We start from the raw sequence: 14,267 nt of genomic DNA on the forward strand, positions 1-14,267 counted from the left end.
TTTGGCTCTCCCTTCGTTAAATTACTGTAACCTTTCAGTTAAAGTGTCTGCCCGCAAGCCTTGCACCGTTTGCTACCTGATATTACTATGGTACCTTATCAAGGTCACATATCTTCTAATGGTTCCTCGTCGTCATCTGCTCCGTAAATTCCATCATCCAGTATATCATCCGATTCTTCTTCATAAATGTCAAAAATATCGGTATCAATATCTTCAACATTGCCTTGTGAGAATCCGGCTTCCTCGTAGCCTTCGTCATATCTGAAGTTGTTATCACCTTCAATTAATGGCGTAAGGTCTGAGTCACCATAATCAATACTTTCTGTCATCTTCACTTCATTACCATTCTCATCAAGAACTGTAACATCAAGTGCAAGGGATTGAAGCTCTTTGAGGAGTACCTTAAAGGATTCCGGAATACCAGGTTCTGAGATATTCTCACCCTTAATTATAGCTTCATAGGTCTTAACACGACCGGTGACATCGTCAGATTTCACTGTCAGGATTTCTTGAAGGATATATGCTGCACCGTATGCTTCCAGTGCCCAAACCTCCATCTCACCAAATCTCTGTCCACCGAATTGTGCCTTACCACCTAATGGTTGTTGTGTTACTAAGGAGTAAGGTCCAGTGGAACGAGCATGGATTTTATCATCAACTAAGTGGTGAAGTTTCAAATAATGCATGAACCCTACTGTAACCGCTCCGTCAAAATACTCGCCTGTTCTACCATCACGAAGCCGTACCTTACCATCACGGTTAATAGGAACACCCTTCCAATCTTCTCTGTTCTCCGGATGGTTCTTTAAGTAATCCATGAATTCCGAATCCAGAATATCTTTATATTTCGCTTCAAATTCTTCCCATGAAGTATTCGCATAATCATTGGCGATTTCCAATGTATCCATGATATCGTATTCATTCGCACCATCAAATACCGGTGTTGAAATATCCACACCTAATACCTTTGCTGCTAAAGACAGATGAATTTCAAGTACCTGTCCGATATTCATACGGGAAGGAACGCCTAATGGATTAAGAACAATATCAAGCGGTCTTCCGTTCGGTAAAAATGGCATATCCTCTACTGGTAATACTCGTGATACAACACCCTTATTACCATGGCGTCCAGCCATCTTGTCACCTACTTGGATTTTTCTCTTCTGAGCGATGTAAACACGTACCGTCTGATTTACTCCAGGAGATAGTTCATCGCCGTTCTCCCTGGTAAATACCTTCGCATCTACAATAATACCATACTCACCATGAGGAACGCGGAGTGAGGTATCACGAACCTCTCTTGCCTTCTCACCAAAGATGGCTCTAAGAAGTCTTTCTTCCGCAGTCAGCTCCGTTTCACCCTTTGGTGTAACCTTACCTACCAGAATATCTCCGGCACGAACCTCTGCACCAATTCGAATAATGCCTCGTTCATCAAGATCTTTTAATGCATCATCACCAACACCTGGAACGTCTCTTGTGATCTCTTCCGGTCCCAGCTTGGTATCTCTTGCTTCTGCTTCATATTCTTCTATATGAACGGAAGTATATACATCTTCCTGTACCAAGCGCTCACTTAATAATACCGCATCCTCATAGTTGTAACCTTCCCAGGTCATAAAGCCGATTAACGGGTTCTTACCTAATGCAAGCTCTCCCTTAGCAGTAGAAGGACCATCCGCAATTACCTGTCCTGCTTCTACTCTGTCACCTCTGTTAACAATCGGTCTTTGATTGATACAGGTACCTTGGTTACTCTTAGCAAACTTAATCATGCGATAAGAGCTCTTCGTATTATCATCATTCTTAATAACAACTTCCTTTGCGGAGACGCGTTCAACAACACCTGATTTCTTTGCTACTACACATACACCGGAGTCAATTGCTGCTTTTGCTTCGATACCTGTTCCTACAACTGGAGCTTCGGTTAATAGTAGAGGCACTGCCTGACGCTGCATGTTAGCACCCATCAGGGCACGGTTCGCATCGTCATTTTCAAGGAACGGAATAAGGGCTGTCGCTACCGAGAATACCATCTTCGGAGAAACGTCCATTAAATCAATCTTATGCTTCTCATACTGAGAGGTTTCTTCTTTGTAACGGCCGGAAATACTGGTTCCTTTGAAGTAACCGTTCTCATCCAGTTCTTCGTTAGCCTGTGCAACCACATATTTATCTTCTTCATCCGCAGTCAGATAAACAACTTCATCTGTAACTCTCGGATTCATAGGATCTGACTTATCCACCTTTCTGTAAGGGGCTTCAATAAATCCATATTCGTTAATTCTTGCATAGGTTGCAAGAGAGTTAATTAAACCGATGTTAGGACCTTCAGGGGTCTCAATCGGACACATTCTTCCGTAGTGGGAATAATGAACGTCACGTACCTCAAATCCGGCTCTATCACGGGATAAACCACCAGGTCCCAAAGCAGAGAGACGTCTTTTATGAGTCAACTCGCCTAATGGGTTGTGCTGATCCATGAACTGGGACAACTGGGAGCTGCCGAAGAACTCCTTCACAGCTGCAGTAACCGGTTTAATATTTATTAATGACTGAGGACTAATTCCCTCTATATCCTGTGTGGTCATTCTTTCTCTGACTACACGTTCCATTCTGGATAAACCAATACGATATTGATTCTGGAGCAACTCACCAACCGCTCTGATACGTCTGTTACCCAGGTGATCAATATCATCGGAATTACCAATACCATATTCCAGATGAATATTATAATTAATGGAAGCAATAATATCTTCCTTTGTAATATGCTTAGGAATCAATTCATTGATATTCTTTTTAATAGCTTCCTTAAGAGCCTCTTCTGTCGTATTCTCTGCAAGAATATTCTTTAATACCGGATAATAAACCATTTCGGTTATTCCAAGCTCTGTAACATCAAAATTAACGTAATAGGAGAGGTCTACCATCATGCTGGAAATTACCTTTACATTACGTTCATCCGCTTGTACCATAACTGAAGGCACTGCAGCGTTTTGGATATGTCTTGCGATTGCATCAGTAACCTGGGTTCCTGCTTCAGCGATAATTTCGCCGGTGGATTTATCAACAACATCCTCACTAAGCACAAAGCCAACAATACGATTACGGAAAGCAAGCTTTTTATTGAATTTATAACGTCCTACCTTAGCAAGATCATATCTTCTTGCATCAAAAAACATGCTGTTTAATAGGGATTCTGCATTCTCTACAGCCAAAGGCTCACCTGGACGAAGCTTTTTATAAAGCTCCAGTAGTCCTTCCTGGTAACTGCCCGTAGGGTCCTTTGCTGTACTGGGATCCTTTGCTAAGCTCGCAAGAATCTTAGGCTCCTCACCAAATAACTGCTTAATCTCTTCGTTTGTACCAATGCCCAACGCACGGATAAATGTAGTAATCGGAACCTTTCTATTACGATCAACACGAACATAGAAAACATCATTAGAATCTGTTTCATATTCTAACCATGCTCCTCGATTGGGGATTACAGTAGATGAAAATAATTTCTTACCGATTTTATCATGATCTATAGAATAATAAATTCCAGGGGAACGAACTAATTGGCTTACAATAACTCTTTCTGCACCGTTGATTACAAAGGTACCTGTCTCTGTCATTAAAGGCAAATCTCCCATGAAAATATCGTGCTCATTAATCTCGTTATTCTCTTTATTATGGAGTCTTACTTTCACCTTCAAAGGAGCTGCATATGTTGCATCCCTTTCCTTACATTCCTCAATCGTATATTTGATGTCTTCTTCACACAAATCAAAATCTACGAATTCCAAACTTAGGTGTCCGCTGTAGTCTGCAATTGGAGAAATATCATCAAATACTTCCTTGAGTCCCTCGTCTAAAAACCACTGATAGGAATCCTTCTGTACTTCAATGAGATTTGGCATCTCCAGGACTTCTTTCTGTCTTGAGTAACTCATTCTAACATTATTACCAACCTTAATTGGATGCATTCTGTTCTTGTCCATTGACGTTTTCACCCCTTGAAATTAATAAGTATAAAAAACTTCTTTTCAATTCGAACTATATATGCTATAATATAACTAATTAGGCATATAACACCACAATAGTGCATCTTTCATATTATCACACTTATTTTCAACTGTCAACATTTAATTTCAGCTCTGAAAGGTAAACTTCTTTAAGTATGTCTAAATTCACCTAAAACAGTAATTGTGGATATCTATCCTCTGTTTTATGAACTCTCAGGTAAGTTATCCACATCGTATACTTAGACTTATTTTCTAATCTCATATATCTGTGGATTTATTTTCTTTTAAATTTACTCTTTTCAGATATCACTTCCTTTGGTATACTGTTCCTATCAAGAAATGCTTAGTGATGTGCGTTTCTCTGTATAGGATATATCTTCTCTTGTTAGTTGCCGACCAAAGCTTGCTAGCAAATCGGAAGATATATTTTTTATTGTTCTTTTTATTTCTCTTAATCCTTTTATTCCATTTTCATAAAGCTGTAACAGTACATCTGCTATCTGTGTCAGCAAATAATGGTTCTTCATAGCATTATAATTAAGGCTGTTTGCATGCTCTATATCATAACGATGGTTTTTCTGGATGTTAAATCCCTCATTTTCAATCTTCCAGCGTTTCCTTCCGGTCTGTGCAAACTCCCAGGCTGTCTTTCCTCTGATTGGCAACCCGGTGATCCATTGAAAGCTTCCTTCCGGTTCACCATCTTTCTCTATCTTTAGTTCCATTACTGTGAGATTATGACCCTCATAGTAAAGCTCTGATACCCATTTCATCTCATGCTTAACACTCTCGCGAGCTTTCCTTTTATGTGTTTTCTCTTCTTTTATAATCTTTTCTTCATTTTCACCCATTCCAACGATGGTTTGATACTCTTTTGCAAGAGAAGGGATGCTTCCATCTTTAAATCGGAGAAGATATCCCCATCTATTATCTTTACAGATTTGAAATACCGGTTCACAAGCATACAGACTGTCACCAAGTATGCAAATCGGTAATCTTGGGTAGTCTTTCTTCAGCCTTTTTGCCAGTCTTTTAAAGGCTTTTCTTTCACAATCCTGTTTTTCAACATCTTCATTTTCATTTTCAATAAACTCTGTAGCAATGCTGATAATCAGGTTGTCTCCTAATACAATCTTAGCTTCTAATACATTATGATAATAGTAGGTTTTTTCATCTTTGGTTCCTTTATTAATAGTTTTTCTTAAACAGTGTTCATCTATTTTTTCATTAAAACAGAACAACTGTGTTGCATCGACTATTACCATCCAATATTCACCCAGAAATCTTGCGTGCTCAAAACTCCTCTTTCTAAGTAACTTTTTAATTATGTGCTTTCTGAATTTCTGTAGTTCTTCTGGATCAAGCTTCTCCAGACATTCATTGATAGTCACATAATGAGGAAGATATTCTTTTTCCTCTTTTCCAAGGATCAGACAAAGATTATGCGCACATTCCTCGGTATTAAACTTATCAGTCATATCCTGCATAGAAGATATGGTACATACATTTTTCATGATAACGGTATATAAAATCTCTTCAATGTCATAATCGGTATAAGATGTATGTCTTGGATCCCTTACCGCACTTAACTCTTTGATTAAATCTGGCAGAAAATGCTTCTGAACTTTTAAAAATTCAACGATATCTTTCTGAAATGCTTTTTTAATTTCTCTTCTAGAAGCTCTAGACATGATAAAAATTCTCCTTTGTGAAAAAGTTTTTACTATTTTATCATATCTAGCAGCCAAAAGCCTTAAATTTCTTAATATAATTAGTGCGAAAAATATTTACCTTTCAGAGCTGATTTAATTTATATAGAATCGAGTAGGAGGCTAACCATTCGTTAATTAGCCTCCTACTCGATTCTTAATTGGATGCTCCTTCTATATTTTGTTCTTCATCCTCACCATATAAGATTTTAGATTGTTCCATCTCAGCTTCTTTTTCTTTGTATCCTTCCTCTTCCCATTTCTTCTGATGCTCCCGAATCACTTCTATCAGATTATCAGCATCTATTAACTCAGCAGGAAAATCATACAAATGGTTATCCGATCCCTTGGGATCCGATTTTTCTTCACCAGGTATAGGCTGTTCTACCACTACATTATATATATCTATTGGAATATCATGCTGTTCCATAATCTGATCCAGCTCCAGCAGCCTTGCACACAAGAATTCATAGCTGGTATCCTCATTTAAGATATAAATTGTCAGACCAGTAGTAACAGGAGGGTTGTGAATATCTAATTCCATATCAAGGGTCAGGCTTTTCATCTCCTCCTCTCCCTTTCCCAAATCCGCATATAAGATTGAGGTTTTATATGGAAACTCTTTATTAATAATATCCTCAACTACTGTACTGAATTCTTTTTGCAATCGATCATAGGTCGTATATCGATTTTCCACATAAAATTCATATTCATCAAATATTCTCCCTCTGCTATAATTTACTGTGAAATGAGTATCCTGGCTGGTTTTAGATTGTACAATAGAGAAGTAGCTTGCATCCTTAAAGTTATATTTTGCCGAACTAATCTCAAAATCCTGATCTGGATAGTTTTCCTTAACATATTTTTTGATCTTTGATGTAGCATTGGCAGAAGATATTGGATTGCCCATAAATGAATTAAATAGTGAAAACAGGAAAGCGATTATTGCAAATGCAGCAATGGCTGCAATTATTCTAAGTACCAAATTTTTCTTCATTTTCCCTTCCTCTCCTTCCGTCCGTCCTAGTATTTCTTATCTTTTTGAAACGCATATTTTAATAATATTCCGGTTACAAACCCAATCATAGTTAAAATAGTGTATATCAGAGAGAAAACGACAGGGTACATAAACATATCTACTACAAATTCCTTACTATTCAAGAGATTCGTTATGAATGACCAGATATAAGACATCAAAAAAATACTAATAGGGACATAATACCACCTTTTACCCAGTACAAAATAGCCAAACATCCCAATAAATGGCATAATGAAAATATTATAAAATATATTCGAGGTATTAGACAGGTATACACCCAAAAAAGCACCTAGAATTAAAATAAACAGCTCAAATAGAAATATTCTTCGCTTAATGATTCTTGTGGATTTCTGATCAATAATCTGGTTGATCTCTGATTTTCCAGTATCACTATAGACTGCACGACAGCTTTCACATTCTTCTATGTGATTATTTACGAGTCTACAGCTATCTTCACTGGCAATCTGATCTTGGACAAGAGGAATTAAGTCCTGACAAACATCACATGATATCTCCATGGTCTTTTCTATCATAAATGCCCTTCCTTCTTCAATTCATTTTTCATACTTTGTTTCACTCGAAAGTCAAAATAAAGATAAACATCTTTTTTATACTGCATATATATTTCAATTTGATGTACAATATCCCCCTTACATATTATAAGTCACAAAAACCTGCTTTTTGCTACAATGTATTTAAACATTATATCAAAGATTGTAAAAACATACATGTAATCTTTTTTAGAATTATTCGCATCCATCTGGGTATCATTTTTATTGTATAAGAAAGAGTTTCGCTGGTAAACCACAACGTGTGCGTTGTGGTTTAGGAATTTCAGAGAAACATCTATACAACAAAAAACAAGGAACAGACTATTCTGTTCCTTGTCATCGTCTCATATAAGAGTTTCACTATATAATTACTTTAAAGTAACCTTAGCGCCTTCTGCCTCTAACTTAGTCTTAAGTTCTTCTGCTTCAGCCTTGCTTGCGCCTTCCTTAATTACCTTAGGAGCTCCATCAACAAGATCCTTTGCTTCCTTTAAGCCTAAACCAGTTACTTCACGAACAACCTTGATAACCTTAACCTTGTTTGCACCAGCATCTGTTAACTCAACGTTGAACTCGCTCTTCTCTTCTTCAGCTGCACCGCCTGCTGCAGGACCTGCTGCTACTACAACACCTGCTGCTGCGGATACACCAAATTCTTCTTCACATGCTTTTACTAAATCATTTAATTCTAATACTGTAAGGCCCTTAATTGCCTCGATAAACTCTTGAGTTGTCATTATTATTTACCTCCATATAAATTTAATAGATTTGATGACTGGGTTCGTCCCATTCATAATGTTTTTAATAAATATCAATATCTTCGATTATCAACCAAACTGGATTCGTGTCCAACTATGCAGTTTTTTCTGCAATCTGATACAAATCGTATACAGCCTCCAAACTATGCAGTCTTTTCTGCGATTTGTAAACAGATTGTATAACACTTAGAACTATGCAGTTTTTTCGGCAATCTGTTTGAGTACTCTTGCAAAGTTTGTAATCGGTGATTGCAAGCTTCCAAGTAACTTGGAAATAAGAACATCTCTTGAAGGAATGGTAGCAATAACCTGAATTCCCTTCTGATCATAATAGGTTCCTTCAACAACACCTGACTTAAACTCTAACTTCGGCATTGTCTTAATGCAGTCATTGATTATTCTTGCAGGAGCAGTTGCATCATCAAGCCCAAATGCTACAGCTGTAGGGCCTTCCAGATCTTTTGCTAATTGCTCAAAATCAGTTCCTTTGAAAGCGAAGTTCAGCATTGTGTTCTTATATACCTTATATACAACGCCTGCTTCTCTTAATTTCTTACGAAGCTCTGTATCTTCAGCAACAGTTAAGCCGCGGTAGTCAACTAATACGGCAGCCTTTGCATTGCTTACATAACCTTTGATCTCTTCAACAACAGGTTGCTTCAGTTCGATTTTTGCCATTACGTACACCTCCTTATAGCATTTATAATTAAAAACCTTAATCTGTTTCTAATTACATTAAAAAACCTCTTCCTGCCAAAGCAGAAAGAGGTTATATAATCATAGTATGATTAACCAACATTCCTCGGTAGGCGGTCATACCTTATGCCTTACGGCACCTACTGTCTTCGGCAGTTATTTTTATATCGTGAGTTATTCATTCACAACAAAACGGATTATATCATGAACCTTCGGTCCCTGTCAATCCTTATTTTATTAACCTAATTTTGCAGTATTTAACTTAACACCAGGTCCCATGGTAGAAGCAAGAGTTACACTCTTTAAATACTGACCTTTTGCAGCGGAGGGTTTTGCTTTGATTACAGCACCGATTAATGTCTGGAAGTTATCTGTTAACATTTCCTCGGTGAAGGAAGCTTTACCTACCGGTACATGGATAATATTAGTCTTATCCAATCTGTATTCAATCTTACCTGCTTTGATATCGTTTACCGCTTTTGTAACGTCCATGGTAACTGTACCTGCTTTCGGGTTTGGCATTAAGCCCTTAGGACCAAGTACACGACCTAAACGTCCTACAACACCCATCATATCAGGTGTAGCTACAACAACATCAAATTCAAACCAGTTTTCATTCTGAATCTTCGGGATTAAGTCTTCTGCTCCTACATAATCAGCGCCAGCTGCCTGAGCTTCTGCTGCTTTATCTCCCTTAGCGAATACGAGTACGCGAACTGTCTTACCTGTTCCATGAGGTAATACAACTGCACCACGAACCTGTTGGTCAGCGTGACGTCCGTCAACACCCAATCTGATGTGTGCTTCGATAGTCTCGTCGAATTTTGCTACTGCTGATTTCTTTACTAAGCTGATTGCTTCTGCAACATCATATTGTACTGCTCTGTCAATTAATTTTGCAGTTTCAGCATATTTCTTTCCTCTTTTCATTCTATAAACCTCCTAGTGGTTATATCGGAAGAAAACGGATCCTCTTCGTCTGCCTCTACAACATACGATATGCAGAGTCCGTTGGAAAATCCCAGATTGATTTTCCTGCCAAACAACACATTTCGGTTCCAGAAAACCATGTCAGCTTATGCTTTTCGTTACTGTAAACCGCATTGGATGCGTTGGCATATCCTCCCACGTTATTAGATTCTCAATCGCAGGATCTCTTTCAACCCTGCTGTTGCATTCTTATTAGTCTTCTACAGTAATACCCATACTTCTAGCGGTTCCTGCGATCATGCTCATAGCCGCTTCAACACTAGCTGCATTTAAATCGGGCATTTTTAATTCTGCTATTTTTCTGAGTTCTGCTTTTGATATCTTTGCTACCTTTGTTTTATTCGGTGCAGCAGAACCGGATTTCAAGTTAAGAGCCTTCTTAAGTAAAACTGCTGCCGGCGGAGTCTTAGTAATGAAGCTGAAGCTTCTGTCTGCATAAACAGTAATTACAACCGGAATAATTAATCCGTCCTGATCTGCTGTTCTTGCGTTAAATTCCTTGGTAAATTGTACAATGTTTACACCATGCTGACCAAGTGCGGGACCTACCGGGGGAGCCGGAGTCGCCTTACCAGCTGGAATCTGTAATTTAATATAACCTGATACTTTCTTTGCCATTATAGCATACCTCCTGATAAATGTGGTGTTTGCGGGAATTTCCCTCCCACGTAACGAACTGTAAGTTACAGTTTAATGCATGCACGGATATCCAATACAAGATGAATTTGGGATGACTATGCATTCATCCAAAGACGATTGAACTTGTCTCGAAATCGCATATGATAAATTCATTTGTGATGAATTAATTGCGAACCTTTATATCACCGAAACCAATCTCTACTGGTGTTTCACGTCCAAACATATCCACGCTGATTGTTACAATCTGCTTATGAGTATTGATCTGTCTGATAATACCTGTCGTATTCTCCCAAACTCCGGAAGTTACCGTAACGGTATCACCAATTTCAAAATCAACTGTAACCTCATCGTTTCTAATTCCCATACTGCGCATCTCTTCGTCAGATAAAGGAACCGGTTGTTTTGAATCCGGACCAACAAAGCCTGTTACACCTCTTGTATTACGTACTACATACCATACATCATCATTCATAACCATATGAAGTAATACATAACCCGGAAACATTTTCTTTTGAACACGCTTCTTAACACCATTTTTTACTTCAATCACGTCCTGCATCGGAACAGACACTTCCAAAATCTGCTCTTGAAGCTTTAGACTTTCAATTGTTTTCTCGATGTTCGCTTTTACTTTGTTCTCATACCCTGAATAGGTGTGAACAACGTACCAATTAGCTTCTGACATATCCTCACCCTTATCCTAATAAGATTCCAATGCCGCGTTCAATTGCATAATCAAGTACGTAAATAATTGCACCTAAGACAATAGTTACAGCAATGACAGCGATTGACTGTTTTGTAAGAGTATCTTTGTCAGGCCATACGATCTTCTTGAACTCAGCCTTCAGGTTTTTGAACCAGCTTTTCTTTGGAGCCTTATCAGTAGTATTAGCCATCTCTCCCATGTCTTCACTTTCCTTTCAGATATAATTATTTCGTTTCCTTGTGCATTGTGTGGGTTCTGCAAAACTTACAATACTTCTTTGTTTCCATTCTGTCTGGATGTGTTTTCTTATCTTTTGTCATGTCGTAATTGCGTTGTTTGCAATCAGTACATGCCAATGTGATCTTTACGCGCACAACTTCCACCTCCGATTTCTTTTGCAGCGCTTACTTGCCTAGCTTTACTTTAGGCTTTTTTAGGCATAAAAAAAAAGCCCTATTTCTTTGCTTTCTTACTATATCATATGGATTAATTTACGTCAATCATTTTTTTACAGTCCTAATTAAAGCATATTTTCCTACCACAGTCAAGACTCACGTTCTTCAAATCTTCCTGGTAGGTTGCATCGAACAAAGCTCGCTTATAGAGTTCCTCAAGAGCTGTTGCATAATATATACTTGTGAACTATGGCTTACCTCACGCACAGACAAAAGAGCATTTTACTGATTTTGTATGTCTAAAGAGAACAAAAATATTCTCCTGATTCATTATGAACAGCAAAATGCTCTTCTGACAGTGTATTATGGTAAGTCATCGTCCCTGTCATTATATTATGTAACATCTCGCTCATCAGATACTTAGCGCATGTACGACTTTTTATTCTTTCGGAGCGGGAGTCACGGTATCATCGGAAGAATTCGTTTGAGAATCGGTTTGTTCTTCTTCCTTTATAGCCTCTTTCACTATTTCTTCTATAGTAATAACACAGGTTGCTTTAATCCCACTTGAGGTTTTGGCTGTAATCGTTGCCTTCCCGGGTGCCAGGGCACTCACCATTCCATTTTCATCGACGGTTGCTATTTTTTTATTAGAACTGGCAAAGGTTATCTTATCGGTAGTATTTGTAGGCTTTATATAGGTTCTTAGTTGATACAGATCCCCTACCTTTAAGCTTTTTGACACTCTTCCAAGCTTAAGGTTATACGCCTTAACCGTCTCCACCTTAATTAGCTTTGTTGTCATGTTTCCACGATTGTCTATGGCAAATAAAGTATACGTTCCATCCTTCTTAATCTGAAAGCTGGCTTTACCATTCTTTAATACGAGCAATGTTCCTGCGCCTGCAGGTAGAAACTCCTCAGCCTTTCTTGTACCCGACATATACTTCACGCGTTTGATACCACTTTGATCGTCTGTTACCTTAACCGTCACTGTCCGGGATTTATAATTTCCTGCCACAGTATACGATGCTTTTATTTTTGGCGGTGTTTTATCCTGATCTACCAGATATGTTTGGACTGTTTCATTGCCGGCATAGTCAGATGCGTAAAAAGTATATACGCCTGCTTTTGCAACACTGATAGTACTCTTTTCCACTCCGCTTCCTACTGTTCCTCTATAAAAATCTTCTACATTCTTTTCACCATAACTCCATTTAACCACTCTGAGACCAGAGCCCCCCGCGTCCTCCACATTGATTCGAACATCCATCCTATCTTTACTATACTGGGTTGTAAATGACATTACTGGAGATCCTTCATCCCTTGGTAGAGTTCCTGATTCGGATAGTACCTGATAGGCACTTGGAATTCCTGCATACTTTACTTCTCCATCTAGCTTAGGAAGGGGTTTCAATGAATTGATCATCAGCTTTCTTACTCCGGATGGGTAAATATTCTCTTCACATGCATATAGCATCGCTGCAATAGCAGATACATGCGGGGTAGCCATGGAGGAACCGGTCATTGTTGCATAGCTTCCTACAATCGTGCTATAGATATCCTGTCCAGGTGCAGCAATATCCACTGTTTTGCTTCCATAATTAGATAGTCCTGTCAGCTCTCCTGAGGAGTTTATAAATGTTACCGAAATCAAGTTATTCATATCAAAGTTTGCTGGATAAATCGGTATTTCATTATTATTGTCGCCAGTATTTCCTGCTGCTGCAATAAACAGCATATCCGATTCCCGCATCACCTTCTCAAGCGCATTCGCCTTCTGAGTGGTTCCCCAGCTCAGATTACAAATATCTGCACCCATCATTGTAGCGTATTTCACAGCCTCAATAGCGGATGACATATTTCCGGAACCATTATCGCCTCCATTAATTTTCAGTGCCATTACTTTAATATCTATATTAGAAGCTACACCAGCTATACCAATGTCATTATCTACAACTGCTGCAATGATTCCTGCAACATGGGTACCATGATTATCATTATCCATAGGATCGGCCAGGTACCCGTCATATTTCTCGGAATATTTATAATGGCAGACACTGGCATCATCATTATAAAAATCCCATCCATAGACATCATCAATATATCCATTGTGATCATTATCAATTCCGTCTCCGTCAATTTCGCCGCGATTTATCCACATGTTCTCAGCCAAATCCGGATGTGTGAAATCAATTCCGGTATCAATAATAGCAACGACTACCTCTCGTTTCGGTTTTTTTGACTTTTTAAGTAATTTCCATGCTTCTACAACATCCAGGTCAATTCCCTCAACTGATTTTTTCTTTCGTTCTCCTGTATCAGTGATATACGTATAGGAGCCAGTATTGTCAATAGCCCATTGTGTATCAATATAAGTATCATTAGTGAAACCCAGTGTGCTAATTCGAATATTCTCCTGGGCCAGCTGTACTTCCGGCTGGTCATTAAGATATGTCATAAGTTCTGTAAAGATCGAAGAGTTATAGACCTTTATGAGAGCATAGTCATCTATATGACGCTCAATCACAACCTCATTCTTATAAGGTGATAGTAGCTCATGAATATTCTCCTCTATCATGGCTTTTTCAAAGAGTACTATGATCTCATCCGTTGTATGGGACTCGATATTTTTCTCATTATGATCACTGCTTCTTAACATAATAAATGATGCTGCAATGATTAAGATCCATATTATATTTCTCTTTAATCGATATCTCATTTTCTTTCTCAAGCCCATCCTCAATTTGAACCAATTTCCATAATTTGTTCACAAT

12 protein-coding genes and 1 other annotated feature are annotated in these 14,267 nt (G+C 38.3%); all 12 genes read right to left on the minus strand.

Features of this window, described 5'->3' with window-relative positions; genetic code table 11:
* Nucleotides 1-104: 104 nt before the first annotated feature.
* The 12 genes from rpoB to H0486_RS15720 all read right to left on the minus strand — a co-directional run bounded on the left by rpoB (nt 105) and on the right by H0486_RS15720 (nt 14,224).
* Nucleotides 105-3,983, minus strand: a complete 3,879-nt coding sequence (gene rpoB, locus H0486_RS15665) for a DNA-directed RNA polymerase subunit beta (protein ID WP_228353889.1) — start codon at nt 3,981-3,983, stop codon at nt 105-107.
* Between the two features lie 356 nt (nt 3,984-4,339).
* Nucleotides 4,340-5,698, minus strand: a complete 1,359-nt coding sequence (locus tag H0486_RS15670; protein ID WP_228352075.1) for a transposase family protein — start codon at nt 5,696-5,698, stop codon at nt 4,340-4,342.
* A gap of 175 nt (nt 5,699-5,873) precedes the next feature.
* On the minus strand, nt 5,874-6,713 hold the full coding sequence (locus tag H0486_RS15675; RefSeq protein WP_228353890.1) for a YfjL-like protein: 840 nt from the start codon (nt 6,711-6,713) through the stop codon (nt 5,874-5,876).
* Nucleotides 6,714-6,739: 26 nt separating this feature from the next.
* Nucleotides 6,740-7,288: a zf-HC2 domain-containing protein gene (locus tag H0486_RS15680; protein WP_228353891.1), complete on the minus strand. Its 549-nt coding sequence runs from the start codon at nt 7,286-7,288 to the stop codon at nt 6,740-6,742.
* Between the two features lie 386 nt (nt 7,289-7,674).
* Nucleotides 7,675-8,043: a 50S ribosomal protein L7/L12 gene (gene rplL, locus H0486_RS15685; protein ID WP_228353892.1), complete on the minus strand. Its 369-nt coding sequence runs from the start codon at nt 8,041-8,043 to the stop codon at nt 7,675-7,677.
* 213 nt (nt 8,044-8,256) lie between these two features.
* Nucleotides 8,257-8,742, minus strand: coding sequence for a 50S ribosomal protein L10 (gene rplJ, locus H0486_RS15690; RefSeq protein WP_228353893.1), 486 nt, complete (start codon nt 8,740-8,742; stop codon nt 8,257-8,259).
* Between the two features lie 50 nt (nt 8,743-8,792).
* Nucleotides 8,793-8,931: a sequence feature (ribosomal protein L10 leader region), on the minus strand.
* A 66-nt stretch (nt 8,932-8,997) separates the two neighbouring features.
* Nucleotides 8,998-9,690 carry a 50S ribosomal protein L1 gene (gene rplA / locus H0486_RS15695; protein WP_228353894.1) on the minus strand — a complete coding sequence of 231 codons (693 nt, stop codon included), beginning with the start codon at nt 9,688-9,690 and terminating at the stop codon, nt 8,998-9,000.
* A 252-nt stretch (nt 9,691-9,942) separates the two neighbouring features.
* Nucleotides 9,943-10,368, minus strand: coding sequence for a 50S ribosomal protein L11 (rplK, locus tag H0486_RS15700; protein ID WP_228353895.1), 426 nt, complete (start codon nt 10,366-10,368; stop codon nt 9,943-9,945).
* 184 nt (nt 10,369-10,552) lie between these two features.
* Nucleotides 10,553-11,074, minus strand: a complete 522-nt coding sequence (gene nusG, locus H0486_RS15705; RefSeq protein WP_228353896.1) for a transcription termination/antitermination protein NusG — start codon at nt 11,072-11,074, stop codon at nt 10,553-10,555.
* Between the two features lie 10 nt (nt 11,075-11,084).
* Nucleotides 11,085-11,294 (minus strand): preprotein translocase subunit SecE, encoded by a 210-nt coding sequence (secE, locus tag H0486_RS15710; RefSeq protein ID WP_330594558.1) that lies wholly within the window; start codon nt 11,292-11,294, stop codon nt 11,085-11,087.
* A 25-nt stretch (nt 11,295-11,319) separates the two neighbouring features.
* Nucleotides 11,320-11,469: a 50S ribosomal protein L33 gene (gene rpmG / locus H0486_RS15715; protein ID WP_228353897.1), complete on the minus strand. Its 150-nt coding sequence runs from the start codon at nt 11,467-11,469 to the stop codon at nt 11,320-11,322.
* Nucleotides 11,470-11,929: 460 nt separating this feature from the next.
* Nucleotides 11,930-14,224: a S8 family serine peptidase gene (locus H0486_RS15720; RefSeq protein WP_228353898.1), complete on the minus strand. Its 2,295-nt coding sequence runs from the start codon at nt 14,222-14,224 to the stop codon at nt 11,930-11,932.
* Between the last annotated feature and the right edge of the window lie 43 nt (nt 14,225-14,267).

Source organism: Variimorphobacter saccharofermentans (assembly GCF_014174405.1).
In the GTDB taxonomy this organism is placed as follows: domain Bacteria; phylum Bacillota; class Clostridia; order Lachnospirales; family Lachnospiraceae; genus Mobilitalea; species Mobilitalea saccharofermentans.